Origin of the sequence: Rhodovulum sp. MB263 (assembly GCF_002073975.1) — a bacterium.
Lineage (GTDB): Bacteria > Pseudomonadota > Alphaproteobacteria > Rhodobacterales > Rhodobacteraceae > Rhodovulum.
Map to the genome: position 1 here is coordinate 2,115,100 of NZ_CP020384.1, position 26,327 is coordinate 2,141,426.

Annotated in this window: 29 protein-coding genes and 1 pseudogene; 20 read left to right on the plus strand and 10 right to left on the minus strand. The window is 66.7% G+C overall.

The features are described 5' to 3' along the window. The first annotated feature begins 197 nt into the window (after positions 1 to 197). The 3 genes from B5V46_RS09840 to B5V46_RS09850 are packed head-to-tail and all read left to right on the plus strand — an operon-like array spanning position 198 to position 2,346. Complete coding sequence (locus tag B5V46_RS09840) at positions 198 to 1,343, plus strand: bifunctional 2-C-methyl-D-erythritol 4-phosphate cytidylyltransferase/2-C-methyl-D-erythritol 2,4-cyclodiphosphate synthase (protein ID WP_080616439.1); 1,146 nt, start codon at positions 198 to 200, stop codon at positions 1,341 to 1,343. Next, the gene (locus B5V46_RS09845) at positions 1,340 to 1,834 is read left to right on the plus strand and encodes a phosphatidylglycerophosphatase A (RefSeq protein WP_080616440.1); all 495 of its coding nucleotides are present in this window, start codon (positions 1,340 to 1,342) and stop codon (positions 1,832 to 1,834) included. The genes B5V46_RS09840 and B5V46_RS09845 overlap by 4 nt, the downstream gene beginning before the upstream one ends. Then, positions 1,831 to 2,346 carry a CinA family protein gene (locus tag B5V46_RS09850; RefSeq protein WP_080616441.1) on the plus strand — a complete coding sequence of 172 codons (516 nt, stop codon included), beginning with the start codon at positions 1,831 to 1,833 and terminating at the stop codon, positions 2,344 to 2,346. The genes B5V46_RS09845 and B5V46_RS09850 overlap by 4 nt, the downstream gene beginning before the upstream one ends. Positions 2,347 to 2,363: 17 nt before the next feature. On the opposite strand, the gene B5V46_RS09855 is transcribed toward B5V46_RS09850, so the two are convergent. Continuing rightward, positions 2,364 to 2,819 carry a type II toxin-antitoxin system RatA family toxin gene (locus B5V46_RS09855; RefSeq protein ID WP_080616442.1) on the minus strand — a complete coding sequence of 152 codons (456 nt, stop codon included), beginning with the start codon at positions 2,817 to 2,819 and terminating at the stop codon, positions 2,364 to 2,366. 69 nt (positions 2,820 to 2,888) lie between these two features. Between B5V46_RS09855 and hpt the strand changes: the two genes are divergently transcribed. Continuing rightward, positions 2,889 to 3,428, plus strand: coding sequence for a hypoxanthine phosphoribosyltransferase (gene hpt / locus B5V46_RS09860; protein ID WP_080616443.1), 540 nt, complete (start codon positions 2,889 to 2,891; stop codon positions 3,426 to 3,428). Between the two features lie 57 nt (positions 3,429 to 3,485). Here hpt and B5V46_RS09865 read toward each other — a convergent pair whose 3' ends face one another. Next, on the minus strand, positions 3,486 to 3,917 hold the full coding sequence (locus B5V46_RS09865; protein ID WP_080616444.1) for a SufE family protein: 432 nt from the start codon (positions 3,915 to 3,917) through the stop codon (positions 3,486 to 3,488). Between the two features lie 131 nt (positions 3,918 to 4,048). Between B5V46_RS09865 and B5V46_RS09870 the strand changes: the two genes are divergently transcribed. Together B5V46_RS09870 and B5V46_RS19760 are read left to right on the plus strand one after the other, a co-directional pair. Then, on the plus strand, positions 4,049 to 4,528 hold the full coding sequence (locus B5V46_RS09870) for a hypothetical protein (protein ID WP_080616445.1): 480 nt from the start codon (positions 4,049 to 4,051) through the stop codon (positions 4,526 to 4,528). A 156-nt stretch (positions 4,529 to 4,684) separates the two neighbouring features. Further along, positions 4,685 to 4,888 carry a hypothetical protein gene (locus tag B5V46_RS19760; RefSeq protein ID WP_155774010.1) on the plus strand — a complete coding sequence of 68 codons (204 nt, stop codon included), beginning with the start codon at positions 4,685 to 4,687 and terminating at the stop codon, positions 4,886 to 4,888. A gap of 174 nt (positions 4,889 to 5,062) precedes the next feature. Here the strand turns inward: B5V46_RS19760 and rnd are convergent, their stop codons facing one another. From rnd to purM, 3 genes are all read right to left on the minus strand, one after another. Next, complete coding sequence (gene rnd, locus B5V46_RS09875; RefSeq protein ID WP_080618012.1) at positions 5,063 to 6,229, minus strand: ribonuclease D; 1,167 nt, start codon at positions 6,227 to 6,229, stop codon at positions 5,063 to 5,065. Between the two features lie 111 nt (positions 6,230 to 6,340). Next, the gene (gene purN, locus B5V46_RS09880; RefSeq protein WP_080616446.1) at positions 6,341 to 6,940 is read right to left on the minus strand and encodes a phosphoribosylglycinamide formyltransferase; all 600 of its coding nucleotides are present in this window, start codon (positions 6,938 to 6,940) and stop codon (positions 6,341 to 6,343) included. After that, positions 6,937 to 7,983, minus strand: a complete 1,047-nt coding sequence (gene purM / locus B5V46_RS09885) for a phosphoribosylformylglycinamidine cyclo-ligase (RefSeq protein WP_080616447.1) — start codon at positions 7,981 to 7,983, stop codon at positions 6,937 to 6,939. Before purM ends, purN begins: the two co-directional genes overlap by 4 nt. 521 nt (positions 7,984 to 8,504) lie before the next feature. On the opposite strand from purM, the gene B5V46_RS09890 reads away from it, so the two are divergent. The 3 genes from B5V46_RS09890 to tpiA all read left to right on the plus strand — a co-directional run bounded on the left by B5V46_RS09890 (position 8,505) and on the right by tpiA (position 10,207). After that, a complete protein-coding gene (locus tag B5V46_RS09890) occupies positions 8,505 to 8,867 on the plus strand; it encodes an SUF system Fe-S cluster assembly protein (RefSeq protein WP_080616448.1) in 363 nt (120 codons plus the stop codon). Positions 8,868 to 8,960: 93 nt separating this feature from the next. Next, on the plus strand, positions 8,961 to 9,341 hold the full coding sequence (locus B5V46_RS09895; RefSeq protein WP_080616449.1) for an iron-sulfur cluster assembly accessory protein: 381 nt from the start codon (positions 8,961 to 8,963) through the stop codon (positions 9,339 to 9,341). A 107-nt stretch (positions 9,342 to 9,448) separates the two neighbouring features. Continuing rightward, positions 9,449 to 10,207, plus strand: a complete 759-nt coding sequence (tpiA, locus tag B5V46_RS09900; protein WP_080616450.1) for a triose-phosphate isomerase — start codon at positions 9,449 to 9,451, stop codon at positions 10,205 to 10,207. Positions 10,208 to 10,472: 265 nt separating this feature from the next. On the opposite strand, the pseudogene B5V46_RS09905 reads toward tpiA, so the two are convergent. Beyond that, positions 10,473 to 11,312, minus strand: a pseudogene (locus tag B5V46_RS09905) (IS5 family transposase); the annotation flags it as partial. A 481-nt stretch (positions 11,313 to 11,793) separates the two neighbouring features. Between B5V46_RS09905 and infC the strand changes: the two are divergent. Both infC and B5V46_RS09915 read left to right on the plus strand, forming a co-directional pair. Continuing rightward, entirely contained in the window at positions 11,794 to 12,336 is a 543-nt protein-coding gene (gene infC, locus B5V46_RS09910) for a translation initiation factor IF-3 (RefSeq protein WP_080616451.1), read from the plus strand. 151 nt (positions 12,337 to 12,487) lie between these two features. Then, positions 12,488 to 13,831, plus strand: coding sequence for a globin-coupled sensor protein (locus B5V46_RS09915; protein WP_196774229.1), 1,344 nt, complete (start codon positions 12,488 to 12,490; stop codon positions 13,829 to 13,831). A 785-nt stretch (positions 13,832 to 14,616) separates the two neighbouring features. On the opposite strand, the gene B5V46_RS09920 is transcribed toward B5V46_RS09915, so the two are convergent. The 3 genes from B5V46_RS09920 to B5V46_RS09925 form a co-directional block, all read right to left on the minus strand. Continuing rightward, entirely contained in the window at positions 14,617 to 15,045 is a 429-nt protein-coding gene (locus tag B5V46_RS09920) for a hypothetical protein (RefSeq protein WP_080616453.1), read from the minus strand. Positions 15,046 to 15,048: 3 nt separating this feature from the next. After that, complete coding sequence (locus B5V46_RS20670; RefSeq protein ID WP_255377917.1) at positions 15,049 to 15,180, minus strand: hypothetical protein; 132 nt, start codon at positions 15,178 to 15,180, stop codon at positions 15,049 to 15,051. Positions 15,181 to 15,849: 669 nt separating this feature from the next. Continuing rightward, the gene (locus tag B5V46_RS09925; RefSeq protein WP_196774230.1) at positions 15,850 to 16,296 is read right to left on the minus strand and encodes a VWA domain-containing protein; all 447 of its coding nucleotides are present in this window, start codon (positions 16,294 to 16,296) and stop codon (positions 15,850 to 15,852) included. A gap of 297 nt (positions 16,297 to 16,593) precedes the next feature. Between B5V46_RS09925 and B5V46_RS09930 the strand changes: the two genes are divergently transcribed. From B5V46_RS09930 to B5V46_RS09940, 3 genes are all read left to right on the plus strand, one after another. After that, positions 16,594 to 17,814, plus strand: coding sequence for an acyl-CoA dehydrogenase (locus tag B5V46_RS09930; RefSeq protein ID WP_080616455.1), 1,221 nt, complete (start codon positions 16,594 to 16,596; stop codon positions 17,812 to 17,814). Positions 17,815 to 18,005: 191 nt separating this feature from the next. Then, complete coding sequence (locus B5V46_RS09935) at positions 18,006 to 18,626, plus strand: LysE family translocator (RefSeq protein WP_080616456.1); 621 nt, start codon at positions 18,006 to 18,008, stop codon at positions 18,624 to 18,626. Between the two features lie 162 nt (positions 18,627 to 18,788). Beyond that, positions 18,789 to 19,700 carry a phosphoadenosine phosphosulfate reductase gene (locus B5V46_RS09940; protein WP_155774012.1) on the plus strand — a complete coding sequence of 304 codons (912 nt, stop codon included), beginning with the start codon at positions 18,789 to 18,791 and terminating at the stop codon, positions 19,698 to 19,700. Positions 19,701 to 19,732: 32 nt separating this feature from the next. Here the strand turns inward: B5V46_RS09940 and B5V46_RS09945 are convergent, their stop codons facing one another. Then, complete coding sequence (locus tag B5V46_RS09945; RefSeq protein ID WP_080616458.1) at positions 19,733 to 19,939, minus strand: hypothetical protein; 207 nt, start codon at positions 19,937 to 19,939, stop codon at positions 19,733 to 19,735. A gap of 240 nt (positions 19,940 to 20,179) precedes the next feature. On the opposite strand from B5V46_RS09945, the gene pyrC reads away from it, so the two are divergent. From pyrC to B5V46_RS09975, 6 genes are all read left to right on the plus strand, one after another. Then, positions 20,180 to 21,223: a dihydroorotase gene (pyrC, locus tag B5V46_RS09950; protein WP_080616459.1), complete on the plus strand. Its 1,044-nt coding sequence runs from the start codon at positions 20,180 to 20,182 to the stop codon at positions 21,221 to 21,223. A gap of 67 nt (positions 21,224 to 21,290) precedes the next feature. Beyond that, complete coding sequence (locus tag B5V46_RS09955; RefSeq protein WP_080616460.1) at positions 21,291 to 21,971, plus strand: orotate phosphoribosyltransferase; 681 nt, start codon at positions 21,291 to 21,293, stop codon at positions 21,969 to 21,971. A gap of 203 nt (positions 21,972 to 22,174) precedes the next feature. After that, a complete protein-coding gene (locus B5V46_RS09960; RefSeq protein WP_080616461.1) occupies positions 22,175 to 23,671 on the plus strand; it encodes a replicative DNA helicase in 1,497 nt (498 codons plus the stop codon). A gap of 77 nt (positions 23,672 to 23,748) precedes the next feature. Beyond that, complete coding sequence (gene alr, locus B5V46_RS09965) at positions 23,749 to 24,801, plus strand: alanine racemase (RefSeq protein WP_080616462.1); 1,053 nt, start codon at positions 23,749 to 23,751, stop codon at positions 24,799 to 24,801. After that, positions 24,798 to 25,580, plus strand: a complete 783-nt coding sequence (locus B5V46_RS09970; RefSeq protein ID WP_080616463.1) for an ABC transporter permease — start codon at positions 24,798 to 24,800, stop codon at positions 25,578 to 25,580. The genes alr and B5V46_RS09970 overlap by 4 nt, the downstream gene beginning before the upstream one ends. Continuing rightward, the gene (locus tag B5V46_RS09975; protein ID WP_080616464.1) at positions 25,577 to 26,323 is read left to right on the plus strand and encodes an ABC transporter ATP-binding protein; all 747 of its coding nucleotides are present in this window, start codon (positions 25,577 to 25,579) and stop codon (positions 26,321 to 26,323) included. Before B5V46_RS09970 ends, B5V46_RS09975 begins: the two co-directional genes overlap by 4 nt. Positions 26,324 to 26,327 lie beyond the last annotated feature (4 nt).

Here is a 26,327-nt window from a genome sequence, read left to right on the forward strand (position 1 = left end):
AATGGCCAATTGATTAATCCTTGTGCATTTGAGATCGATTTAGCTTTCCCACCCCGCAATGGCAATCATCCTGACAGGCTTTGGCCCATCGGAAAATTCATTTGCACAAAAATCAAGCACTCATCGCCGCCAGTTTGCCCCATTGCCCCGCAGCACGGGCTTGCCTAAAATCCCGGCGGGCAGCAGGGGGGCGAAAGATGACTGTCACGGCGATCATCGTGGCCGCGGGCCGCGGCACCCGGGTCGGGGGCGACAAACCAAAGCAATATCAGAATCTTGCAGGCCGCGCCGTGCTGGCGCGCACGGTAGAGGCCTTTGCCGCCCATCCCCGGATCGGGGCCATTGTCGTGGTTCTGCGCCCCGAGGATGGCGTACTTTTCGAAACCTCCCTCGCGGGCAGCACGGCCCGGGTCACGACCGTTCCGGGCGGCGCCACGCGCGATGCCTCGGTACAGGCGGGCCTGCGCGCCGCGCCCGACGGCACCACGCGGGTGCTGATTCACGACGGCGCCCGGCCGCTGGTCGGGGCCGCACTGATCGGGCGGGTGATCGACGCGCTCGATGACAGCCCCGGCGCCGCCCCCGCCCTGCCCGTGACCGATGCGCTCTGGCAAGGGCGCGACGGCAAGGTCGAGGCCCCGCATCCGCGCAACGGGCTCTACCGCGCCCAGACGCCGCAGGGCTTTCACCTGCGCGCCATCCTCGCCGCGCATGAGGCCCATCCGGGCGGCGCCGCCGACGATGTCGAGGTGGCGCTGGCGGCAGGCCTTGACGTGGCCATCGTCGAGGGCGACGAAGACAATCTCAAGATCACCCACAAGGTGGATTTCGCCCGCGCAGAGCGGGTCCTGCGGGAGAGAAACATGGACATTCGCACCGGCAACGGCTTTGACGTGCACGCCTTCTGCGAGGGCGACGGCGTCATTCTCTGCGGCATCAAGGTGCCGCATGACAAGGCGCTGAAGGGCCATTCCGACGCCGATGTCGGCATGCACACGGTCACCGACGCGATCTATGGCGCGCTGGCCGAGGGCGATATCGGCCGGCATTTCCCGCCTTCCGATCCGCAATGGAAGGGCGCGGCCAGCGAGATCTTCCTGAAACATGCGGTCGCGCTGGCGGCCGAGCGGGGCTTCCGGATCTCGAATGTCGATCTGACGCTGATCTGCGAGCGGCCCAAGATCGGCCCCGTCGCCGGCGCGATGCAGGCCGAGATGGCGCGGCTGATGGGGATGGAAGAGGCCCGCGTCAGCGTCAAGGCCACCACCTCGGAACGGCTGGGCTTCACCGGGCGCGAGGAAGGGATCGCGGCACTCGCCACGGTGACGCTGGTGGCGCCATGAGCCTCGCCACGCAGATAGCCACCGTCTTCGGGGTCGGCCGCCTGCGCCCGGCCCCCGGCACCTGGGGCTCGCTGGCGGCGATCCCCGCATTCTGGGCGCTCGACGTGACCGGCGGGGTCTTCCTGACCGCCCTGGCGACGCTGGCGGTGATCCCGCTCGGCATCTGGGCGGTGCGCGAGGCGGCGGCGGGCGCGTCCGACCCGGACCGCTCGGAATATGTGATCGACGAGGTCGCGGGGATGTGGATCGCGCTCTTGCCGGTCTCGTTCGGCGCGGCGGCGGCCGGGGTCGATGCGACCGCGCTCTACCCCGGCTGGATCGCGGCCTTCCTGGGCTTCCGGCTGTTCGACATCTGGAAACCGGGACCGATCGGCTTCGCCGACCGGATGAAGACTCCGGTCGGGGTGATGCTCGACGACGTGCTGGCGGGCGCTGCGACGGCGCTTCTGGTGCTTGCGCTGGCCGCCCTGTCGCATATCTTTCTGATGTGAGCGACAAGGCCGCCCCTCTCATCGCCGGGGCCCGCGCCGCGGGCCTGGTGATCGCCACCGCCGAAAGCTGTACCGGCGGGATGATCTCGGCTGCCATCACCGATGTACCGGGCTCTTCCGCCGTCTTCGACCGGGGCTTCGTCACCTATTCGAATGCCGCCAAGCAGGCGATGCTGGGGGTTCTGAGCGAAACGCTCGAGGCCCATGGCGCGGTCTCGGAACAGGTCGCGGCCGAAATGGCCTCGGGCGCGCTGGCGCATTCGGCAGCCGATCTTGCCGTCGCCGTCACCGGCATCGCCGGCCCCGGCGGATCCGAGTTCAAGCCCGAGGGCCGGGTCTGTTTCGGCCTCGCCAGGCGCCGTGCCGATGCCGATGCCGTTTCCGGGATCGAGACCCTGACCGAGACCGTTGAATTCGGCGCGCTCGGCCGCGACCGGGTCCGCGCCGCGACCCGCGACCATGCGCTGGCGCTTTTGCTGGCGGCATTGGGCGCGCAGCGCCCGGCGGGCTGAACGGCTTTCGGCGGGCCTCAGGGGCGCGCGCCGTAAAGCGCCCGCGCCCGGTCCTCGAAGGCCCGCACGATCCGCTGCATCGCCTCGTTGAAGACCGCGCCGATCACCCCCTGCAGCACCCGGTTCTTAAACTCGAAATCGACGAAGAACTCGACCTTGCAGCGATCCCCGGGCAGGTCCTCGAACTTCCAGTGCGACTTGAGGTAGCGGAACGGCCCGTCGAGATACTCGGTATCGATCCGGAAATCCGCCGGCCAGAGCGTCACCCGGCTGCCGAAGCGTTCGCGGAACACCTTGAACGAGATCACCAGATCGGCCTCCATCAGCTCGTGATCGCCGAAATCCTTGCGCGAGCGGATGCGCGCGGCTGCGGTCCAGGGCAGGAATTGCGGGTAGGACGCGACATCGGCCACCAGATCGTACATCTGCTGGGCGGTGTAAGGCATCTCGCGGTTTTCCGAATGGCGCGGCATGGGATCCCGTTCGCTGCTGACAATGGGACGCCATTTCTGCTAGAAGCCCGGCAAAATCAAGGGGGTCCCATGGCCGAGAGACCATATGTCATAGACGAATTGCTGTCGGCGAAGACCATTGCCGCCCGAGTCGAATCGCTGGCGGGCGAGATTACCGCGCATTTCGCAGGAACCGAAAAGCTGGTCGTCGTCGGTCTCTTGCGCGGCTCGTTCATCTTCATCGCGGATCTGGTCCGCGAACTCGACCTGCCGGTCGAGGTCGATTTCATCGAGACCTCGTCCTACGGAAATTCCACCTCCTCCTCGCGCGAGGTGCGGATCTTGAAGGATCTGCGCGGCGAGATCGAGGGGCGCGACGTGCTGGTGGTCGAGGATATCGTCGATACCGGTCACACGCTGAAGCACGTGCTGCACCTTCTGGGCGGGCGCAAGCCGGCACGGCTGGAATGCTGCGCGCTGCTCGACAAGCCGGCGCGGCGCGAGGTCGACGTGCGCGCGCGCTGGGTCGGCTTCGAGATCCCGGACCGGTTCGTGGTGGGGCTTGGCATCGATTATGCCCAGCGCAACCGCAACCTGCCCTATATCGGCGCGGTGCGTTTCACCGACTGAGCCTCGTCTAGGCCCGACCGAGCCCCGTCGAGGCCCGTCTGGCCCGGCCGCCGCGCGTCAGACGCCTTCGGCGACGCCCGCGGCCTGGGTCCGGATACGCTCGACCATCGCGCGCAGACCGTTCGAGCGTTGCGAGGACAGGTGTTCGTCCAGCCCCAGCCGCGCCAGCTCGGCGCCCGCATCGGTGTCGAGCACCTTCGATACGGTCAGCCCGTTGTAAAGCGCCCGCAGCACCGCGATCAGCCCCTTCACGATCATCGCGTCGCTGTCACCCTGGAAGCGGTAGACCGCCTCGGGACCCGCGCCCTCGACATCGGCCATCAGCCAGACCTGGCTGGCACAGCCATCGACCTTGGTCGCGGGGACCTTGAACGCCTCGGCCAGCGGCTCCATCGCGCGGCCCAGTTCGATCACATGACGATAACGGTCCTCCCAGTCCTCCAGGAACTCGAAGGTCTCCACGATCTCCTCGAAGGCTTCACTCGACACGTCATCTCTCCTTGCCTGACCGGTCCTGATTAGCGGCGGTGCGGCCAAAGGTCCAGCTTCGGGACCAGACCGGCTTTTCAACGGCGCCGGTTTCGGCTAACCGATTGGACGAAGCAACCGGGGGCCTGCCCATGAAAACATCGCTTTCGGCCGCCCTGTGCGCGGCGCTCGCCGTGTCATCCTGCGGAACGGTGCGCGAGTCACGGCTGAACCCGTTCAACTGGTTCAGCAGCTCGACCGAGACCGAAACCACCGCAGAACAGCCTTTGCGCCGCGCCGAGGCCGCCGATCCCAGACCGCTGGTCGATCAGGTGACCGCCATGACCGTCGATCGCGCGCCGGGCGGCGCCATCCTGACCGCAACCGGACTGCCCGAGCGTCAGGGCTTCTGGGATGCCGCGCTGGTGCCCGTCCCTGCAGCCGAGGACGAAGCCCCCTCCGATACGCTGGTCTTCGACTTCAGGATCGCGCGCCCCGGGACCGCGACAGCGGTCGGCACCGAGCCCTCGCGCCAGATCACCGCCGGGCGGTTCCTGTCCGAAGACGATCTGCAGGGCATCCGCACGCTGGTGGTCCGCGGCGCGCAGAACCAGAGGCAGGCCCGCCGCTAGCGGCATGGGCTGCGGGGCCCGGCAGGACACATCCAGACGGCACCGTCCGCCGGATGGCGGGGGGGGATCGCGATATCCGACGACTGCCATGATGGCGAACACCATGGCCACAAGGCCTGTTTTCCCGATCCTGTGTGCGACCGCGCTTGTCGCGGATTGTCAGTCCACCCCACCGCCCGCGAAACCGCGGCGCAAGACCCGGGCACCGGGACGGCGACCGAAGCCGTGACCCCGCCCGAATATCTGCACTGCCGCGACCTCGAACAGGCGTTGAGCCGGAGCGATGCAAGGCTGCGCCGTCTGAATTCCCGCGACATGTCAAGCGAGGCGACCTACTGGCGCGAGCGCAACAAGCCCTGATCGCCCGCGCCTATGAGTGCCGGCGCCCATCCTGACAGGGCGTACCCCGACGCGGCTGACCTGACACCATTGCGCGGCACGGCCGGGCCCGGGAAGATCATCCCCGCCCGACCGGCAGGGCGTGCCCCGGACCCGCGGCAGATCATGCGCGGGCCTTGCGCAGGGCGGGACGGATCAGAGCGGAACCACCGCCACGTTGCTGCCTTTGGCGGCAAGCGCGATCTTGCCCGCGCACAGCCTGAGCGCGTCATCGCCGAAGACCTCGGCCCGCCAGCCCCGCAGCGCCGCGCCGTCGCGCCGCCCGGCAGCGATGGCATCCAGCTCGGAGGCGGTGGCGATCAGCTTCTGCGCCACCCCGGCCTGTTCCGACTTGGCCTTCAGAAGCACCCGCAGCAGATCGGCCAGCGCCGGGTTCACCTGCAGCTTGTCGTCGGTATCGGGCATCTTCGGATAATCGGCCTGCGGCGTCTCGGCCGCGGCCTTGATCGCGGCGATGATCCCCTCGGCTATGTCGCCCCGCCGCGCCTCGCGCAAGAGCAGGCGCGAGCGCGACAGGTCCTCGAGGCTCTGCGGCTTGGTCGAGGCCAGCTCCAGCAGTGCGTCATCCTTGTAGACCCGGTTGCGCGGAATGTTGCGGGCCTGGGCATAGGTCTCGCGGAACCGCGCCAGCTCCTTGACCGCGACGAGGAACTTGCCCGAATGGGTACGGGTCTTGACCCGGTGCCAGGCTTCCTCGGGACGCACGATATAGGTCTCGGGATCGGTCAGGACGCTCAGCTCTTCCTGAAGCCATTTGGCCCGGCCGGTCTTTTCCAGCTCGGCCGCGAGATATTCGTAGATCACCCGCAGATGGGTGACATCGGCCAGCGCATAGGATTTCTGCGCCTCCGAGAGCGGACGGCGCGACCAGTCGGTGAAGCGCGAGGTCTTGTCGAGGCTCGCCCGCGCGATCTTGCGCACCAGCGTCTCGTAGCCGACCTGCTCGCCGAAGCCGCAGACCATGGCCGCGACCTGGGTGTCGAAGAGCGGCTCGGGGAAGACCTTGCCCTCGGTGAAGAAGATCTCGAGATCCTGCCGCGCGGCGTGGAAGACCTTGACCACGTCGGCATTGCGGAACAGCGCGTAAAGCGGCTCGAGCGACATGTCGCCCGCCAGCGGATCGACCAGCACCGCCTCGCCCGCGTCGGTGCTCTCGCGGCCGGGCAGCGCAAGCTGCACGAGGCAGAGCTTGGCGTAATAGGTCCGCTCGCGCAGGAACTCGGTGTCGATGGTGATATAAGGGGCGCTCGCGGCCTTCTCGCAGAAGGCGGCCAGCGCCTCGGTCGTCGTCAGTGTCTTCATCTCAACCCGCATCACCCAGATAGCACCTCCATGACACCCGACCCGTTCCTGATAGGGAAAATGTCGCAAAATGGAAAGGCCGCATCATATCGCCCCGCGCCCCCGGCCGTCTCAGGGCAAATATAGTGGGGTGCGGTCGCCGGCGGCAAAGCGGCGCAACACAGCGGGATAAAGCGCGTGTTCCTGCACCAGCACCCGCGCCGCCAGCCTGTCGGGGGTATCGTCAGCCAGCACCGGCACCCGCGCCTGCCCGAGAATCGGGCCGCCATCGAGCTCGGCCGTGACCTCATGAACGGTGCAGCCCGCCTCGGCATCGCCTGCCTCGAGCGCCCGCGCATGGGTGTGGAGCCCGCGATATTTCGGCAAGAGCGAGGGATGGATGTTCAGCATCCGCCCGGCCCAGGCCTCGGTGAAGCCCGGCGTCAGCACCCGCATGAACCCGGCCAGGCAGAGGATGTCGGGGGCGGCGGCGGCAAGACGCTCCATCAGCGCCGCCTCGAAGGCCGCGCGGTCCTTGCCGAAGGGGCGGTGGTCGACGGCCCCGGCCGCAATCCCCAGCGCCCGCGCCCGCCCGAGCCCCGTCGCTGCCGGATCGTTCGACAGCACCAGCACCGGGCGCGCCGGATGATCGCCGGTCATGCTCTCGGCCAGCGCCACCATGTTCGAGCCCGATCCCGAGATCAGGATCGCGACGCGCGTCGGTTCGGTCACAGCAGGCGTCCCTCATAGGCCACGCCCTGCCCGGGGCCGACCCGGCCGATCCGGGCCACGCTCTCGCCCGCCTCGGCCAGAAGTGCGCTCAGCGCCTCGGCCCGGTCCTCGGCCACGACCAGCACCATGCCGATCCCGGCATTGAAGGTCTTCAAAAGCTCGGCCTCGGACAGATCGGCGGTTTCGGCCAGCCAGCGGAAGACGGGCGGCAGATCCCAGGAGGACAGATCGACCGTCGCACCCAGCCCTTCGGGCAGCACCCGCGGCAGGTTCTCGGTCAGACCGCCGCCGGTGATATGCGCAAGCCCGTGCACGCCGCCCGCCCGGATCGCGGCAAGCGCGGGCTTGACGTAAAGCCGCGTCGGCGCCAGCAGCGCGGCGCCCAGAGGCCCCTCGGCGAAGGGCGCGGGCGCGTCCCAGCCAAGCCCCGCATGCTCGACCACCTTGCGGACCAGCGAATAGCCGTTCGAATGCACCCCGTCCGAGGCCAGCCCCAGCAGGACGTCGCCCTCGGCCACATGGGCGGGCAGATCGTGGCCGCGTTCCATCGCGCCGACGGCAAAGCCCGCCAGATCGAAATCGCCGCCATGATACATGCCCGGCATCTCGGCGGTCTCGCCCCCGATCAGCGCGCAGCCAGAGCGCAGGCAGCCCTCGGCGATGCCCTCGATCACCCGCGCCGCCTCGTCGATCTCGAGCTTGCCGGTCGCGAAATAGTCGAGGAAGAACAGCGGCTCGGCGCCCTGACAGACCAGATCGTTGACGCACATCGCCACCAGATCGATGCCGACCCCGTCGAGATGGCCGGTATCGATGGCGATCCGGAGCTTGGTGCCGACGCCATCGGTCGCGGCCACCAGCACCGGGTCGAGATAGCCCGCCGCCTTCAGGTCGAACAGCGCGCCGAAGCCGCCCAGCCCGGCAAGCGTGCCGGGCCGTCCGGTCCGCTTGGCGGCAGGCTTGATCCGCTCGACCAGGGCATTGCCTGCATCGATATCCACACCTGCCCCGGCATAGGTCAGGCCGTTCTTCCGCTCGCTCATGGGGCTCTCCCGTCTGATTGGCTGCGCTTTAGCGCAACGCCCGCGCAATGAAAAGCGCGCGACGAAAGGCAGCGGCCGTTCTACCGGCTGCCGGAAAAACGAAAGGCCACCGGGCCAGGGCAGCGGAGGAAATCAGGTTGCAAAAATCAGGTCGCGCCGCTGCGCGGGCCAAGGCCCCCTTGTGGCCGAAGCAGCGCGGTCCCACCTTGCGGGCCACCGGCGCCCCCGCATCTCCGGATTCCTGTTGAAAAGACCGATATCACAGCCAGTTGGCTGGCGAATGACCCTCTCACGGATAGAACCTGAAAGGGACCGTCATTGCCACGCGAGAAATAATGATCGGCGGGCGCGGCAGCCATCTTCGCGACACCGGGGTCGACACTCCGGGGACGTTCCCCCCTTGCCAAAAGCCCTTCCGAGGCGCCCGGCCCGGCACCAGAGCCGCTTTCTGCAGCCGATTCCGCCTCTGGACGGCGGATTTCGCATTCCTTATATAATTGCTAGGAATTACAGGAGCCGCCATGACCGAGCCGCAGGGAAAGCTTGAAGGTACGCCGCTCATCGAGCCCTCGACCACCGATCACCCGCTTTACGATCAGGTCGTCGAGGCCTGCCGCAGCGTGTACGACCCGGAGATTCCGGTCAATATCTACGATCTGGGACTGATCTACACGATCACGATAGATGCCGAGACCGTCGTCCATATCACCATGACGCTGACCGCCCCCGGCTGTCCGGTGGCTGGCGACATGCCCGGCTGGCTGCAGGAGGCGGTCGAGCCGCTGCCCGGCGTCAAGCGGGTCGATGTCGACATCACCTGGGATCCGCCCTGGGGCATGGACATGATGTCCGACGAGGCGCGGCTCGAACTCGGCTTCATGTAAGGGGGGCGGCAAGGCGCGGCACAAGCGCCTGCGGCGGCCCTTGCGAGACGGGCGCCGCGCCCTACCCTTCGCACAGCAGAAACGAGGTACGAAATGTTCGCCATTCCCGGAAAGCAGGCAGTCAGCCTCACCCCCGCCGCGGCGGCAGAAGTCGCCCGGCTGATGCAGCAGCAGCAGGCCAAGGGACTGCGCATCGGCGTCAAGAAGGGCGGCTGCGCGGGCATGGAATACACCATGGATTACGTCGCCGAGATCGACCCCATGGACGAGATCGTCGAACAGGACGGCGCCCGCGTGGCGATCGCGCCGATGGCGCAGATGTTCCTGTTCGGCACCGAGATCGATTACGAGGTCTCGCTGCTCGAATCGGGTTTCAAGTTCCGCAACCCCAATGTGGTCGATGCCTGCGGTTGCGGCGAATCGATCAAGTTCCGCGATGCCGACGACCCCCAGGAAGGCCCCGCGACCGCCTGAAACGGCGCGCGCCCCTGTTCCGGCCCTGCGTGGAAAAGGGCCGTTCCTCCCGGCCGGGAAATCGCCTAGGAAGGCCGGAATCATCATCATTGGCGAGGAGCGAACGCATGCGCAGGAAGCTGGCGGCTGGGAACTGGAAGATGAACGGGCTGAGCGGATCGCTCGGCGAGGCCGTGGCTCTGGCTGCCGCCCATGCCGCCCCGGATGTCGACATCCTGCTCTGCCCGCCGACCACCCTGCTCGACCGGATGGCGGATTCGGTCCATGGCTCGAAGGTTGCGGTCGGCGGTCAGGATTGCCACCCGGCTGTTTCCGGCGCCCATACCGGCGACATCTCGGCCGAGATGCTGGCCGATGCAGGGGCAAGCTACGTGATCCTCGGCCATTCCGAGCGCCGGGCCGATCACGGCGAGACCGACGCGCTGATCCGCGCCAAGACCGAGGCCGCGCTGGCCGCCGGTCTCACCGCCGTGGTCTGTGTCGGCGAGACCGAGAGCCAGCGCGACGCGGGCGAGACCCTGGCCGTGGTGGGTGCACAGCTTGCCGGCTCGCTGCCCGATGACGGCGTCACCGGCGACAGCATGGTCGTCGCCTATGAGCCGGTCTGGGCCATCGGCACCGGCCGGGTGCCGACGCTCGAGCAGATTGCCGAGGTCCATGACAGCCTGCGCGCCGCGCTGGACGCACGCTATGGCGCCGCGGCCGAAGGCATCCGCCTGCTCTATGGCGGGTCGGTCAAACCCGGCAATGCCGCCGAGATCTTCGCAACCTCCAATGTCGACGGCGCGCTGGTCGGCGGCGCCTCGCTGAAGGCGGACGATTTCTCGGCGATCATCGCCGCCCTCGAGGCCGCTCCCGCCGCCTGACCGGCAGCGATCCCGGCCAGACCTTCGACGAAACGCCCGGCGCAAGCTCCGGGCGTTTCGCTTTTCGAACAGTCCCGGAGCGCGCCCTGCGCTGCGGTATAATAAGCTGTCAGGCGAGGCCGGCATTTCTGCCGGATCGCCGGACCCGATGGCGTGTGAACACCAGAAACAGCCGCTCATGAGAAGGCAGCCGACGGCAGATCTCGACGGGCTTTGCTGAAGAAATCGGCAGATAGGCGCGTTCCTCTATCTGCGGACAGACCGCCCCTACGGCCTCTGTGACGGGCATGCCAAGGGTGGTGTCGCGGTTCAGGATGGCGATGCGGAGCTGTATCTCGGCGATCTGCCGATCAAAGTCCCGGGCCATGGACCGCTGGCCCGACAGTTTCATGCCGTGCATCCTCGTTCCGGCGCGGCTGCGGCGATGGTCCCCACTCCACCGCCGCCACAGCGCGCGACTAAGGTATTTCGCGGCGCGCCATGGGTCGTTTCGGGCCAAGGGCACCAGCGCTGACGGGCATCCACGGCCTGGCAGTCTCGGCGGTTGGGATGACGGCATGGCCACCGCGGTCGGCAATGGCATCATGGAATTTCCGGGTGTCATACGCGCCGTCTGCCTTCGCGGGCTCGCCACTGCCGATCTCCTGATCCTCCGGGATCTGGCTGAGCAGGTCGGGCTGCCCCGATGCCTCGCCGAGCCGGTGCCCGGTGATCTCAACGCCCGGCCCCCCAGCGTCTGCTCGCCGATCCCGAGGCGGATCTTGCGCCAGACAGGACATTTCGGACCATTGTGCTAGCGTGCATGTCACTCCCCTTAACCCTCGTCCTCGATGCCCGCGCTGTCGATCACCAGATGCCGCGGCCCCTCAGAGGCGCGATAGGGAATGTTCACCGCCAAGGTCTTCTGACGGCGGGACAGCGCGCTGAAGCCGGGCACCGTCCGGACGAGGCCGACCAGCCGCAGCAGGCTTTCGACGCCCCCGGGCGCCTGTCGGAACGCCATGCCGAACGGCACTTTCATCGTCAGTCAGCCCTGCCGTTTGAGCGCTTCGTTATGGGCTGGCCAGTTCCCGATCTTGTCGCTCGGAGAGATCGGTCTGCTCATGCAGAGCAGCTGACACGCGGGGTTCACAAGAGGAATACCTCGCCGGATTTGTGCAACAGAGCCCGCATAAGCGGCGGACGATGACTCTTCCTCGGGGCCCTTGGCCCTGGCACTGACCTCTCCCGCCCCAATGGCCGCGACTGGCATGGGGGCCGGCATGGCGCGCCGCCCGCATGCGGGAACTTCTGGGCTTCGCCTGGCGCCCCGGCCGCCAGCAGCTCCCGCCCTGTTGCGCCCGACCCAAGGGCGACAAGAATGACGATCGCGACCGGGGGCTCTCTTGATCGACAGCTGCCGGGATGCCGAACGTCCGGATCCGGCTTCCGGCGCGGTTTTTTCCCCGCAGCCCCCGGCCTGCGGCAAACCGGCCCGTCGCTGCAGGGGGCAATCCGTTGCGGGCAAGGGAAAACCGCCTTGAAGCGAACCCGGCGCGGCGGTAACTTGGGGTCTGAATAATCGAAACGATCCAAGGAGCAACACCATAGCCCGCCGACCTCACAACGCGCCGCCCACGCGCGATACCGGCCCTCGCGTCAACGGACGCATCCGCTGTCCTGAAATCCGCCTGATCGGTGCAGAGGGCGAAAACCTCGGAGTCGTGACCCCCACCCGGGGTGTGGAGCTGGCCGAACAGGCCGGGCTCGATCTTGTCGAGATCTCTCCCAATGCCACGCCGCCGGTCTGCAAGATCATGGATTTCGGCAAGTTCAAATATGAACAGCAGAAGCGCGAATCCGAGGCCCGCAAGAAACAGAAGGTGATCGAGGTCAAGGAAATCAAGTTCCGGCCCAACACCGACAGCCACGACTACGAGGTCAAGATGCGCTCGGTGGTCAAGTTCCTTGAGAATGGCGACAAGGTTAAGATCACGCTCCGGTTCCGCGGCCGCGAGATGGCGCACCAGAATCTCGGGCGCGAACTGCTCGAGCGGGTTGCCGAAGAGATCAAGGAAATCGGCAAGGTCGAGAACATGCCCAAGCTCGAGGGCCGCCAGATGGTGATGATGATCGGCCCGGCCAAGTAGGCTAGGTTCCGGAATGACCGGTGAACGGCCGCCCCTCGGGGCGGCTTTTTCATTCGTATTGTAGGCAACTCCCGAAAGGTAACGCCAGGTCAACCCTTGTGCCCGACAGTGCTGACGCATCCGCATGCGCAACAAGGAGCCGCCCAGCACCATGGCCGAAAAGAGAAAACCGTCGGCCCGGCTTCAGGCCTATGGGCTTCAGGGAGAAACGCGCGAGCGGGTGAAGGAGGTGGGCCGGATCCTGTTGCCCCATCTCGACGAGGTGCTTGCCGATTTCTACGAGGAAATCGCCCATACCCCGGACTGGGACGCATTCTTCCCGAGCCAGGCGCTGCGCGATCACGCCCGCAAGAAGCAAAAGCAGCACTGGGTGCTGATGCTGACATCGGATTTCTCGCAGCAGTATTTCGACAGCGCCGAGAAGATCGGCCTGGTGCATCACAGGATCGGATTGCCGATAAGCTTCTATACCGCAGCCTATGCCCGTGTCGGACTGGCGTTGCAGGGGGTCATCATGAACGAGGTGCGCCGGAAATCCTTCTTCCGGCGTCAAGACCCCACACCGCTGATGGATACGCTCTCGCGCGTGCTGATGCTCGATACCGAGCTTGCCAATTCGGCCTTTTTCGCCGCCCAGGCCGAGCAGTACGAAAACCGCCTGAACGAGCTCAGCCGCAATTTCGAGGATGAAATCAGCCGCGTGACCGAGGTGCTCTCAAGCTCGATGACCAGGCTCGACGATGCCGCGGACGGAATGAACTCGGAGATTTCCCGCGCGCGCCAGGGCACCGACACGCTGTCCGACAATGCCTCCCGGATCGCAACCAGCGCCCAGTCCGTCGCCTCCGCCATCGAGCAGCTCTCGGCATCGATCACCTCGATCACCCAGGACGTCACCAACGCGGCCACGGCCTCGGCCAATGCGATGGAAGAGGCCGAGGCCTCTTCCGAACAGCTCGAAAGCCTGCAATCCGCCGCCAAGGAAATCGACGAGGTCGTCAACATGATTGCGCAGATCGCCAAGCAGACCAATCTGCTGGCCGTCAACGCCACGGTCGAGGCGACCCGCGCGGGGGATGCGGGCAAGGGCTTCGCGGTGGTCGCCTTCGAGATCAAGGCCCTGGCCGAGCGGATCGGTCAGGCCACCACGTCGATCAACGACAGGATCAAGCGGATCCAGTCCGAAACCAATATGATGAGCACCCGCATATCCGGCATCAGCGACAGCGTGGAACGGGTCCGCTCATTCTCGGACAGCATCCGCGTCTCGGTGACCGAACAGACCCAGGCCGCCCGGCATATTTCGCAACACGCCGATTCGACGGCTTCCAGCACCAGCGAAATCGCCCAGATGATCCGCGACGTCTCGCATAGGGTGGAGCGTTCCGGCGACACGTCGAGAACGCTGAAAGACGCGGTCGGCACGGTCTCGGACGAGACGGGCACCCTGTCGCAGCGGGTACGCGCCTTCCTGAACGCGCTCCGCGCGGCCTGATCCCTGGCACGTCCGCTGGTTTTGAAGGACCGCCCTCCGCTCCGGCAGAGCCCGCTCTGCGCGGATCGCTGCAGGGTTTGTCAAGGACGTCGACCCCCGCCATGCTGCAGATATGCACGGGAAGATGCTCCATCCTCATTTCGAGGATAGATTCTGTCACCAGCCTCGCCAGCAACGCCTTTCATGTAGTTTCCGGAATAAATCGAAGACCGGTCGAGCAAGCGGCAGCATTGCGCTCGACGCGCGCTCCCGAAACAGACGCATGCCCGGCCAGACAGGGTCCCGTGACACAGGCAAGGCGGCGGGCACACCGAGCGGTCTGCACTCAACCGGACATAGACCGAAGCTCCTACCGCGCAGGCAATGCCTTTGCCCAGGCAGAGGGCCGGTGGGGATATCGCTCTTCGACCGCGTTGCCTTCGCCGACGAAACGGCGGAGAGGACAAACCCGGCCGGACGCCGGGCCACGTCCTGACAATGCGCGCGCTGTTTGGCTGTTTCAGAACCAAGGGGGTCAGCAGAGGGTCGGGCCCGAACGCCCGGATAGGGTCAGGAAGGATCGGGATGGCCCGGCAGTCTCAGCCGCCATGCACCCCCGCCATCCGCGACAAGTCCGCATCCGATGACAACAAGACGGCCTCAGAGGCTCTGCCCGGGCATCATTGCCGGGCTCATCCGGGTGTACAGGACAGATTTGCTGTCTATACGTCGGAGAGGTAAGGCGGAAGGGCGTCGGGGCTGCCGGATTTCCGATAGACCGAAGACGAACGGCTCTTGCAACCTGATCACCGGGAGAGATGGCGCCCCACTTCCCGGCAACCGGCCCAAACGCGTCGCCCAAGCGCCGCAACAGACATCGAAACGGGCCACCGGACAGCCGTCCCGCAGAAAAGGAGGCGCAGCCTTGCAAGGCAAAGCGCGTCGATCCGACCAACCGCGATGGCCCAGCCGAAGCCCAGGCCCCCGCCACCAGGCAATACGCGGCCATGGGCCGAATTGACCGCCAAATGGCCGACATCGACACTCCTGTGGATCTGTCCGGCGAAAACAAGGATCGAAGCGGTCCCGATCGCCACGAGGATCGTCTTCAGCAGGTTGGTATCGGTCAGCGTCAGTATCTTACAGATACAGTTCGGCTTTGAGGCAACGATCCGGTCGATTATCCAACCGAAGGCCAAGACCAGAAGCCCGACCACGACAAGGGTCATGGTCATGGATCACCCCTCCTTCTTCAGAAGCGTCATCGCCCTCGGGATGGCGGTCAGGAATTCTCCGAAGGCGAAGACATGGACCAAAACCGGGCTTTGCATCAGGCCCGAAATCATGTGGCCCGGCGGCCAATGCGCCATCCGAATTCGTCAGTAAGGCATTGCTTGTGTTGAAGAAACCCCGGCTGTCTCGGTGGCGATACCCGCATCAGGACACTGAAGGTTCCGCGAAAAGGCGTCGAACAGCACGACCCCGGGTCGAGACGCTGATCGGCCTCGCCTTAAACCCAGTCAGAAAGAACGCGATCTCAAGAAGCGGACCGCCGATCTTCCAGTTCAGCGCCAGGGGCTTCACCGGTTTCACGCCATATTACATTCCATTTTAGGAATAAAATGACTGCGTGCCATGGTTCGGATCTAGCCCGATCCACCGTAAAAAACGCTCGTCGAAGAACTGAAAAACGCCGTGGGAGGGAGGGCCCACGGCGTTTCACTGACCGGCATCCGGGGAGGGAGGGCCCCTTTGATGCCGAAATCCTGTGCTGGGAAAGACACAGGGGACTCGCTGCGGGTTTGCTGGCGTCGGCTGGGAACGGTCCGGCGCCGCCCGCAAACAGTAATTGCCAGATGTATCTTTTACCGAAGCACGACTTTGATCTAAATCAAGTCGGTTCTGAATGTCGCATGGCGGCCAGAAACCGGTCGCGCTCGCCGCTGTCCGGGGTCTCGGAAACGGCCCCGGACAGTTCCTCAAACAAGCGGATCGAATGGCCGGCCAGAAACAGTCCAAATGGGAAGAAATCCTCTTTATTAGGTATACCTTGGGGGCAATCCGTCCCGGCACCGAGGCGGGATCATCCAGATCGGCGGATCTGCGAAGAGACGCAGCCGTTCGATCTCCCGCGACAGGATGTCCATCTCGTCGCGGTCGACCCGTCGGTGATCAAAAGCACCACCTCGCCGGTTCCGAGCACCCGAAGCGACCAGTCGCAATTGAAGCGATATAACGATCCGGGGGCGGCCCTCCCAGTCGGACGCCTTGGCCCCGGCGGCGGCACGCGCCGCGTCGCCATCCTGCGTGGCGAGATGGCGGGTGATATTGGTCAGACGGGTGCCGAAGGTGAAGGCATCGACGCTGGTCCAGCCCGCGCTCTTCGCATTCGACACGGCATGCAGAATATGCAGCACCGTCCGCGAATATGGCGACACCAAGCCGGAAATCGCGCACAGCAAAACCAAGAGGACCAGCGCGGGCACCGATTTTTCGTCGAAAAATCGCGTATCTCCCCGCCCGCGCGCAGGGTGGCACCCGTCGTGCCGCACCAGTCCGGCAGCGGCCCGAGCCGGTCGGCCCGACTGCGGCACGAGACCAGGGGCGCGGCCGCAGCAATGGTCCTGCCCCGCCAGCATCGCCTGCACCGCTTCTATGGCCCCGATTTCCCCCGCAATCGGCGCTGTCCTTTCGCCCTTGCCCGCCGCTCTGCGCCGCGCCGCGGCGATTGCCCCACCCTGCCGCGCGCGCTATGCCTCGTCCCTGAGCCCAAAGGAGGAGGAATGGCCTTGGAGAACCCGCTGAAACCGACGGAGGCGCCCGAGCTGGCGCGGTTCGACTGGGAAGACCCGCTGCGCCTGGACGACAGGCTGGACGAGGACGAACGGATGCTGCGCGACGCGGCGCGGGCCTTTGCCCGGGACCGGCTGCAACCGCGCGCGACCGAGGCCTTCCGCGACGAGACCGTCGAGCCCGGGCTTTTCCGCGATATGGGCGAAGCTGGGCTTCTGGGGGTGACCCTGCCCGAGGCCCATGGCGGGCTTGGGGCCTCCTACGTGACCTACGGCCTTGTCGCGCGCGAGATCGAGCGGGTCGATTCGGGGTATCGCTCGATGATGTCGGTGCAGTCCTCGCTGGTGATCTATCCGATCTACGCCTACGGCTCGGAGGCGCAGCGCCAGCGCTATCTGCCGGGGCTGGCACAGGGCACGCTGATCGGCTGTTTCGGGCTGACCGAACCCGAGGCCGGGTCGGATCCCGGCAGCCTGAAGACCCGGGCCGAGAAGACCGCGACCGGCTACCGGCTGACCGGCCGCAAGACCTGGATCTCGAACGCGCCGATGGCCGATATCTTCGTGGTCTGGGCCAAATCCGAGGCCCATGGCGGCAAGATCCGCGGCTTCGTGCTGGAAAAGGGCATGGCCGGGCTTTCGGCCCCGAAGATCGAGGGCAAGCTGTCGCTGCGGGCCTCGCCCACCGGCGAGATCGCGATGGACGGCGTCGAGGTCGGCGAAGAGGCACTTTTGCCCGGGGTCGAGGGGCTGAAGGGGCCATTCGGCTGTCTGAACCGGGCGCGCTACGGCATTGCCTGGGGCGTGATGGGCGCGGCCGAGGCTTGCTGGCATGCCGCACGTGGCTACGGGCTCGACCGGCGCCAGTTCGGCCGCCCGCTGGCCGCGACACAGCTTTTCCAGAAGAAGCTTGCCGACATGCAGACCGAGATTGCGCTGGGGCTGTCGGCCTGCCTGCAGGTCGGACGGCTGATGGACGAAGCCCAGGCCGCGCCCGAGGCGATCAGCCTGATCAAGCGCAACAATTGCGGCAAGGCGCTCGAGATCGCCCGGGCCGCACGCGACATGCATGGCGGCAACGGCATTTCCGAAAGCTATCCGGTGATGCGCCATCTGGTGAACCTCGAGACGGTGAACACCTATGAGGGCACCCATGACGTTCATGCGCTGATTTTGGGCCGGGCGCAGACCGGACTGCAGGCCTTTTTCTGAGGCCCCGTCTTTCTGAGGCCCCGTCGCGGGGACGGGATCTTGCGCGCCGGGGGGGCTCTGCCCCCCGTCCTTCGGACTCCCCCCGGGGTATTTCGGCCAAGAAGAAGGGATCTGCGATCTCGCCATGCTTTGCGCGGGCTTCGGGAGGGCGTAGAATCCCGAACCGAACGTTCATCTCCGGAGTGCCTCTCATGCCCCTGGATCTCTGGCTTGCCTTTGCCCTGGCCTCGGCGGTTCTGCTGGTGCTGCCGGGGCCGACGATCCTGCTGGTGGTGAGCTATGCGCTGAGCCAGGGGCGGCGGGTCGCGGTGGCCATGGCGCTGGGGGTGGCGCTGGGCGATCTGATCGCGATGACGGCGTCGCTTGCCGGGCTCGGTGCACTGATCCTGACCTCTGCCACGCTGTTCACAGCCCTGAAATGGATCGGCGCGGCCTATCTCATCTGGCTCGGGATCAGGCTTTTCAGAAGCCCGCCGGTGCTGGCCGGCGAGGTCGACCCGGCCCCGCACCCGGCCTGCGCGGTCTTCGGCCATGCGGCCCTGGTGACCGCGCTGAACCCGAAGTCGATCGCCTTCTTCATTGCCTTCGTGCCTCAATTCCTGCGCCCGGCATCCCCGCTTGCACCGCAATTCGCGGTGCTGATCGCGACCTTCATCAGCCTCGCAGCGCTGAACGCCTTGACCTATGCGCTGCTGGCCGACCGGCTGAGGGCGCAGATCCGGCGGGCTGCGGTGCTGCGCTGGATGAGCCGGGCGGGCGGCGGCGCGTTGATCGGCATGGGGGCACTGACCGCCACCGCCGCACGCAACTGAGCCGCCGGCGCATTTTTTTGCCGAGGGCTCGCCGTTCCGCGCCCGGCGAGGCGAAACGCGCCTTTCGAAGGCCGCAACTTGGCTTTAGGCTTTCTCAGGGTTGCAGAGGTGGCCATGAAAGACCGGTTGGCGAGCGAGAACGACAGAGGCCGTTGGCAGACATTGCTGGACAGGTCAGGAACCGGCGCCTGGGTGAAGGCGCTCGGCCCCGATCATGCGGCGGTCTGGGCGCCGGGCGGCGACACGCTGCTGGTCACGTTCGAGCAGGCGCGCAAGATCCTGACCGGCGAGACCGCCGGGCGGACCCTCGCCGCGCATCTGGCCGAGCCCGCGGGCTGGTCGCGGCTGACGCTGGTCGCACATGGCGCAACCTGGTTCCGCGACCCGGCGGTCTTTGGCTTCTTCGACGAACGGATCGATGCGGAGTTCTTTGACGGATTCGAGCGGGTCGTGTTCTACGGGGCGGGAATGTGCGGCTATGCCGCCTGCGCCTATTCGGTGGCGGCACCGGGCGCCGCCGTCGTGGCGCTGGCGCCGCAGGCCACGCTCGACCCGGCGCGGCTTGACTGGGACCGGCGTTTCCTGATCGCGCGGCGACGCGATTTCGCCACGCGGTACGGCTACGCCCCCGACATGATCGAGGCGGCCGCCTGCGCCGCGATCCTTTACGATCCGGCACAGACGCTCGATGCGATGCATGCAGCGCTGTTCGACGGCGCCAACGTGCTGCGACTGGCCGCGCCCTGTTGCGGCGACGCGCTCGAAGCCCATCTCGCGGCGATGGGGGTTCTGCCCGAGCTGATCGACGCGGCAGGCGAAGGGCAGCTTTCGTCAGGGGTCTATCACCGGCTGTTTCGGGCCCGGCGGCGGCATGCGCCCTATCTGGCCGCATTGATGGAGCGGCTCGACAAATCGGGCCGGACGGATCTGGCCGCCAGGGTCTGCCGCCATGCCCGCCGCATTGCGGCAACCGAGACGGCCTCGGGGCATATCAACGCATTCACCGGCCCGCGCACGGATCTCGACCGGCAGCTCCGGCGTCACCGCCCAGCCGATCCCGCCGATCCGGTCTGATCCGGGCGCAACCCTCCCCTCCGGGCCGGAACTCAGAGATAGAAGCGGTCGCTGAATATCCGGCGGATCACGTCCTGACGGGTCAGACCGCGGGCGGCCAGTTCCTCATCGGAAATGGCGTTCAGCCGGTCCAGCGCGCGCGTGCGCGGGTGGTTCTCGACAATGCGGACCATGGCCGCAATGACCGAGGAAAAGAACGAGCCGCGAGGGCCCGCAACATGCGTATTCGCGAGTGCCATATGGAAACTCCTGTTCGTGTACAGACGTTTCCTCCCATGCCGCCAAGATAGGACAGAATCCGTGACTTTTCCATTGTCGGCTGGGAAGCCCCGCCTTGCGCCCGGCGGGTGGCTCGCCCCTTCCCTCCCCCGCGGGGCAAAGGCGCGAACCCGCCGGACTTCGCTTCACCGGGCCCTGGTCCGGCCCGCGTCGCGATCGGTACTGGAAAGCGCCCGGACGATTGTGTATCGCCCTGCCCCATGACCCAGAGCCTCACCATCCGCCGCCCCGACGACTGGCATCTTCATCTGCGCGACGGCGCCATGCTGGCGGGCGTTCTGCCCGAATCCGCCCGCGACTTCGCCCGTGCCATCATCATGCCCAATCTCGTGCCGCCGGTGGTGAGCGCAGCCGAAGCCGCCGCCTATCGCGACCGGATCCTGGCCGCGCTGCCCGAGGGGGCGGAATTCACGCCGCTGATGACGCTTTATCTCACCGAAGAGACCGACCCCGAGGATGTGGCGCGGGCCCATGCGGCCGGGCTGGTGACGGCGGTCAAGCTCTATCCCGCCGGGGCCACCACCAATTCGGCCTCGGGCGTAAGCGATTTCGGCAAGGTTCGGGCGGTGTTCGAAAAGATGGCCGAGATCGGCTGTCCGCTTTGCGTCCATGGCGAGGTTGTCGACCCCGAGATCGACATCTTCGACCGCGAGGCCGTCTTCATCGACCGGGTGCTCGACCCGATCCGCCGGGCCGTGCCGGGGCTCAGGGTGGTGATGGAGCATATCACGACCTCGGATGGCGTCGATTACGTGCGCGCGGCCCCGGCGGGGCTTGGTGCGACGATCACGACCCACCACTTGATCATCACCCGCAACCATATCCTGGTCGGGGGCATCAAGCCGCATTACTACTGCCTGCCGGTGGCAAAGCGCTCCCGCCACCGCGACGCGCTGGTCGCAGCAGCCACCTCCGGAGATGCGCGCTTCTTCCTCGGCACCGACAGCGCCCCCCATGTCGATCCCGCCAAGGAATGCGCCTGCGGCTGCGCGGGCGTCTTTTCGGCCAGCAACACGCTTTCCTGCCTTGCCGAGGTCTTCGAGCAGGCCGATGCGCTCGACCGGCTCGAGGCCTTCGCCTCGCTGAACGGGCCCGCCTTCTATGGCCTGCCGCCCAACGAGGACCGCATCACCCTGACCCGGGACGCCGCCCCCGTCGCCTATCCGGCGCGGATCGAGACAGGGGCCGGTCCGGTCACGCTGTTCGATCCGGGCTTCGATCTGCACTGGCGGGTCGAGCGGTGAGCCGCGCATTTTTCGCAGAAAAATCGCCGGGCGGGGCCGTCCGGCAGCCAATGGAGACGTCCGCGCCATGATCCCCACAGCCTTCCCGGACCAGACCGAGATCGCCCGCCTGTCCGCCCGCATGCTGCTGGAAATCGGGGCCGTGCATTTCAATGCCGAGACCCCCTTCACGCTGGCCTCGGGTCTGCCCTCGCCCACCTATATCGACTGCCGCAAGCTGATCTCCTTCCCGCGGATCCGCGCCACGCTGATGGATTTCCTGACCGTCACCGTCCTGCGCGAGGCGGGCTTCGAGGCCTTCGACAACATCGCCGGTGGCGAGACCGCGGGCATTCCCTTCGCCGCCCTGATCGCCGAGCGGATGGCGCTGCCGATGACCTATGTCCGCAAGAAGCCCAAGGGCTATGGCCGCAATGCCCGGATCGAGGGCGTGATGGCCGAGGGCGACCGGGTGCTGCTGGTCGAGGACCTGACCACGGATGGCGGCTCGAAGCTCAGCTTCGTCGATGCGATCCGCGAGACCGGCGCGGTTTGCGGCCATACGGCGGTGATCTTCTATTACGGGATCTTCCCCGAGACCGAGAAGAGGCTCGGCGATCACGGCGTCCGGCTGCACCATCTGTGCACCTGGCGCGACGTTCTGGCCGAGGCCAGGCGCCAGGACGCCTTCGATGCCACGACCCTGTCCGAGGTCGAGGCCTTTCTCGATGCCCCCCGGGCCTGGCAGGAGGCGCGCCGCCAGCAATAGGCGCAATCCCGCCCGCCGCTTGGCCGGACTTTCCGCCGCCCGGACCGGGCCGACCCAGATCTTGACGCATGAACCTCCTTCGCAGCAAGATGAAGGGGGCGGGACTTCATGCACAATTCATCCACAGGCCATCCACAGCTTTACAAAGCTTGCCGTGGCCATTGGCGGGGGGCTAGAACCCGGCCGCAGGGAGATTAATCGACATGAACAAGGTCAGAACGATCCGGCCCGAGGGCGAGACAGCCGAAGAGACCGTCGGCCTGCCCCATAACGTCGAGGCCGAACAGCAATTGCTGGGCGCGATCCTGACCAATAACGAGATCTTCGACCGGATCGCGTCCATCGTCCAGCCGCAGCATTTCTACGACCCGGTCCATTCCCGGATCTACGAAATCGCCGCGAACCGGATCCAGAAGAACCAGCTGGCCTCGCCGGTCACGCTGAAGGCCTTCCTCGAGGATGACGAGGGGCTGGCCGAACTGGGCGGGCCGGCATATCTGGCGCGGCTTGCGGGGGCGGCGATCTCGTCCTTCGCGGCCCGCGACTATGCCCAGATGATCTACGATTTCTGGCTCCGCCGCGAGCTGATGAAGCTCGGCGCCGAGATCTCGGACAAGGCGGCCAAGGTCGACATCGCCTCGGAACCCGCCGCCCAGATCGTCGAGGCCGAGCAGGGGCTCTACAAGCTGGCCGAGAAGGGCCAGTCCGAATCCGGCTTCCAGTCCTTCCTGCGCGCCGTCACCGATGCCGTGAAGGTCGCCAATGCCGCCTATCAGCGGGATGGCGGGCTTGCGGGCGTCTCGACCGGGCTGACCGATCTCGACAAGAAGCTCGGCGGGCTGCACCGCTCGGACCTTCTGATCCTCGCCGGGCGGCCCTCGATGGGCAAGACCTCGCTTGCGACCAACATCGCCTTCAACATCGCCCGCGCCTACAAGCGCGGCACCATGCCCGACGGGTCGGTCGGCGCGGTGAATGGCGGCGTGGTGGGCTTCTACAGCCTCGAGATGAGCGCCGAGCAGCTCGCCGCCCGGGTTCTGTCCGAGGCCTCGGAAGTGCCCAGCGAACAGATCCGCCGCGGCGACATGACCGAGGCCGAGTTCCGCCGCTTCGTCAATGCCGCCAAGGAACTCGAGGCGTGCCCGCTTTACATCGACGACACCCCCGCCCTGCCGATCAGCCAGCTCGCCGCGCGCGCCCGGCGGCTGAAGCGGACCCACGGGCTCGATGCGCTCTTCGTCGACTATCTACAGCTCGTGCGTCCCGCCACCGCCAAGGACAGCCGGGTGAACGAGGTCTCCGAGATCACGCAGGGCCTGAAGGCCATCGCCAAGGAACTGGACATTCCCGTCGTCGCGCTGTCGCAGCTGTCGCGGCAGGTCGAAAGCCGCGAGGACAAGCGGCCGCAGCTGTCCGACCTGCGGGAATCGGGCTCGATCGAGCAGGATGCCGACGTCGTGATGTTCGTGTTCCGCGAGGAATATTACAAGGAACGCGAGAAACCCAGCGATCATGACCTCGAAGGCATGGCGCGCTGGCAGGAGGCGATGGAAAGCCTGCACGGCAAGGCCGAGGTCATCATCGGCAAGCAGCGGCACGGGCCCATCGGTTCGGTCGAACTCAGCTTCGAGGGCCGCTTCACCCGCTTCGGCAACCTCGTCCAACCCTGGCAGCAGGGACAGGCGGTCGAGGGGTTTTGATCGGACCTTGGGTCGCGGCCCCGCGCCCGGGGCATTCCGCTCTTGACGCGGCCCGCGCGCGTGGCACAACAGCGCCCATGGCTACCGGAACACTCACGATCGATCTCGACGCGCTCGCGCGGAACTGGAAGGCGCTCGACCGCGCAAGCGGGGCGGGCGTGGAAACGGGGGCCGTCGTCAAGGCCGACGGCTACGGGCTTGGCGGCGACCGCGTCGCCCGCGTGCTGGCCCAGGCCGGCGCCCGGCGCTTCTTCGTCGCCGCCGCCGAGGAAGGCGCCCAGATCCGCAACGCGCTGGGACCGGGGCCGCAGATCTGCGTGTTCTCGGGCCATATGCCGGGCGATACCGACATGATCGGCGATCTCGATCTGGTGCCGATGCTGAACTCGGTCGAGCAGCTCACCCGCCATATGGAGGGCCTGCCCGGCCGGCCCTTCGGCATCCAGCTCGATTCGGGGATGAACCGGCTGGGTCTCGAACCGGCCGAATGGGCCGCGCTGCGCGAGATCGTTCTGGCCGCGAAGCCGGTTCTGATCATGAGCCATCTGGCCTGCGCCGACGAGCCCGAGCACCCCGCGAACCTCCAGCAGCTGACCGCCTTCCGCGAGATGACCGAAGGCTGCGACGTGCCGCGCTCGCTCTCGGCCACCGGCGGGGTGCTGCTGGGACCGGACTATCATTTCGACGTCACCCGGCCCGGCATGGGCGTCTATGGCGGGATGCCCTTCGCCGAGGCCGAGCCGGTCGTCGGCCTCTCCTTCCCGGTGATCCAGACCCGCGAGGTTGAACCGGGCGAGAGCATCGGTTACGGCTATACATATACCGCCCCCGATCGCCGCGTGGTCGCGACCGTCACAGCAGGCTATGCCGACGGCATGCACCGGGCGCTGTCGAACCGGGGCCAGCTCTGGTTCGAGGGCACGCCCTGCTCGATCCTCGGGAGGGTCTCGATGGACCTCATCACCGCCGACATCACCCATCTTCGCAAGGTGCCGCCCGCGCTCGACCTGCTCTGCCCCGAACAGGGGGTGGATGCGGTCGCCGACGCGGCCGGAACCATCGGCTACGAGATCATGACCGCGCTCGGGCGCCGCTATGCCCGCCGTTACGTCAGCGGAGCCGGGGCATGACCCTGCTGGCGCCGCTCGGCGCGCTCGGACGCGCCGTACTGGGGGCGCTCGCGGCCATCGGCCGGATTGCGCTCTATGGCCTGGCCACACTCTACGCCCTGGTCCGGCCACCCTTCTACCTGCGCGAGCTCGGCCATGCGATCTGGGTGATCGGCTATAACAGCCTGCCCGTGGTCGGGCTTACCGCCGTCTTCACCGGGGCCGCTCTGGCGCTGCAGATCTACGAGGGCGGCTCGCGCTTCAATGCCGGGCAGGTGGTGCCCTCGATCGTGGCCATCGGCATGGTGCGCGAGCTTGGACCGGTCCTTGGCGGGCTGATGGTGGCCGCGCGCGTGGCCTCGTCGATCGCGGCCGAGATCGGCACGATGAAGGTGACCGAGCAGATCGACGCCCTGGCCACGCTCTCGACCGACCCGATGCGCTATCTGACCGTGCCGAGGGTGCTGGCAGCGACGCTGACCGTGCCGATCCTGGTGGCGGTGGGCGATTCCATCGGCATTCTCGGCGGCTATCTGGTCGGCACCAAGAGCCTCGGGCTGAACGCCGCCGCCTATCTCAAGAATACCGCCGATTACCTCGAGTTCTGGGACGTGACCTCGGGGCTGATCAAGGGCGCGGTCTTCGGCTTCCTGATCGCGCTCGTGGGCTGCTATTTCGGCATGAATTCGGGTCGCGGCGCCCAGGGCGTCGGCGCGGCCACGAAATCCGCCGTGGTGGCCGCCTCGATCCTGATCCTCGCCTCGAACTATCTTCTCACCACATTGTTCTTCTCCGCATGATCGAGCTTCGCCACATCGAAAAGGCCTTCGGCCGCAACCGCGTGCTGCGCGACGTCAACCTGTCCGTTCCGAAAGGCGCGAGCATGGTCATCATCGGCGGCTCGGGCACCGGCAAGTCGGTGCTTTTGAAATGCATCCTCGGGCTTGTCAGGCCCGATGCGGGCCAGATCCTGATCCAGGGCGAAGACGCCTCGAAGGCCGAGCGCGAGGCGTTTCTGGCGCGGTTCGGGATGCTGTTCCAGGGCGGCGCACTGTTCGACTCGTTGCCGGTCTGGCAGAACGTGGCCTTCCGGCTGTTGCGCGGCCCCGGCAAGCGGCCCAAGGCCGAGGCCCGCGAGATCGCCATCGAGAAGCTGCGCCGGGTCGGGCTGAAGCCCGATGTCGCCGAGCTGTTCCCGGCCGAGCTCTCGGGCGGCATGCAAAAGCGCGTGGGCCTGGCTCGCGCCATCGCGGCCGAGCCCGAGATCATCTTCTTCGACGAGCCCACGACCGGGCTCGACCCGATCATGGCCGGCGTCATCAACGAGCTGATCCGCGAGATCGTGGTCGAGATGGGCGCGACCGCCATGACTATCACCCATGACATGAGCTCCGTCCGGGCAATTGCCGACAATGTGGCGATGCTGCATGGCGGCGTGATCCAGTGGACGGGCCCCGTCGCCGACATGGACCACTCGGGCGATCCCTATCTCGACCAGTTCATCCATGGCCGCGCCGAAGGCCCCATCGAGGCGGTGCGGTGACGGA

What these genes read in the sequence shown, in the direction of transcription:
- B5V46_RS09895 (WP_080616449.1), top strand. Translation starts at nt 8,961, where the DNA reads ATGTTCGCCATTCCCGGAAAGCAGGCAGTCAGCCTCACCCCCGCCGCG.
- B5V46_RS20670 (WP_255377917.1), bottom strand. Translation starts at nt 15,180, where the DNA reads ATGGCGCATTGGCCGCCGGGCCACATGATTTCGGGCCTGATGCAAAGC.
- B5V46_RS09945 (WP_080616458.1), bottom strand. Translation starts at nt 19,939, where the DNA reads ATGGCACTCGCGAATACGCATGTTGCGGGCCCTCGCGGCTCGTTCTTT.
- B5V46_RS09955 (WP_080616460.1), top strand. Translation starts at nt 21,291, where the DNA reads ATGATCCCCACAGCCTTCCCGGACCAGACCGAGATCGCCCGCCTGTCC.
- hpt (WP_080616443.1), top strand. Translation starts at nt 2,889, where the DNA reads ATGGCCGAGAGACCATATGTCATAGACGAATTGCTGTCGGCGAAGACC.
- B5V46_RS09845 (WP_080616440.1), top strand. Translation starts at nt 1,340, where the DNA reads ATGAGCCTCGCCACGCAGATAGCCACCGTCTTCGGGGTCGGCCGCCTG.
- B5V46_RS09970 (WP_080616463.1), top strand. Translation starts at nt 24,798, where the DNA reads ATGACCCTGCTGGCGCCGCTCGGCGCGCTCGGACGCGCCGTACTGGGG.
- B5V46_RS09920 (WP_080616453.1), bottom strand. Translation starts at nt 15,045, where the DNA reads ATGACCATGACCCTTGTCGTGGTCGGGCTTCTGGTCTTGGCCTTCGGT.
- B5V46_RS09960 (WP_080616461.1), top strand. Translation starts at nt 22,175, where the DNA reads ATGAACAAGGTCAGAACGATCCGGCCCGAGGGCGAGACAGCCGAAGAG.
- alr (WP_080616462.1), top strand. Translation starts at nt 23,749, where the DNA reads ATGGCTACCGGAACACTCACGATCGATCTCGACGCGCTCGCGCGGAAC.
- tpiA (WP_080616450.1), top strand. Translation starts at nt 9,449, where the DNA reads ATGCGCAGGAAGCTGGCGGCTGGGAACTGGAAGATGAACGGGCTGAGC.
- B5V46_RS09890 (WP_080616448.1), top strand. Translation starts at nt 8,505, where the DNA reads ATGACCGAGCCGCAGGGAAAGCTTGAAGGTACGCCGCTCATCGAGCCC.
- B5V46_RS09870 (WP_080616445.1), top strand. Translation starts at nt 4,049, where the DNA reads ATGAAAACATCGCTTTCGGCCGCCCTGTGCGCGGCGCTCGCCGTGTCA.
- pyrC (WP_080616459.1), top strand. Translation starts at nt 20,180, where the DNA reads ATGACCCAGAGCCTCACCATCCGCCGCCCCGACGACTGGCATCTTCAT.
- B5V46_RS09915 (WP_196774229.1), top strand. Translation starts at nt 12,488, where the DNA reads ATGGCCGAAAAGAGAAAACCGTCGGCCCGGCTTCAGGCCTATGGGCTT.
- B5V46_RS09975 (WP_080616464.1), top strand. Translation starts at nt 25,577, where the DNA reads ATGATCGAGCTTCGCCACATCGAAAAGGCCTTCGGCCGCAACCGCGTG.
- B5V46_RS09840 (WP_080616439.1), top strand. Translation starts at nt 198, where the DNA reads ATGACTGTCACGGCGATCATCGTGGCCGCGGGCCGCGGCACCCGGGTC.
- B5V46_RS09935 (WP_080616456.1), top strand. Translation starts at nt 18,006, where the DNA reads ATGCCCCTGGATCTCTGGCTTGCCTTTGCCCTGGCCTCGGCGGTTCTG.
- rnd (WP_080618012.1), bottom strand. Translation starts at nt 6,229, where the DNA reads ATGAAGACACTGACGACGACCGAGGCGCTGGCCGCCTTCTGCGAGAAG.
- B5V46_RS09855 (WP_080616442.1), bottom strand. Translation starts at nt 2,819, where the DNA reads ATGCCGCGCCATTCGGAAAACCGCGAGATGCCTTACACCGCCCAGCAG.
- B5V46_RS09930 (WP_080616455.1), top strand. Translation starts at nt 16,594, where the DNA reads ATGGCCTTGGAGAACCCGCTGAAACCGACGGAGGCGCCCGAGCTGGCG.
- purM (WP_080616447.1), bottom strand. Translation starts at nt 7,983, where the DNA reads ATGAGCGAGCGGAAGAACGGCCTGACCTATGCCGGGGCAGGTGTGGAT.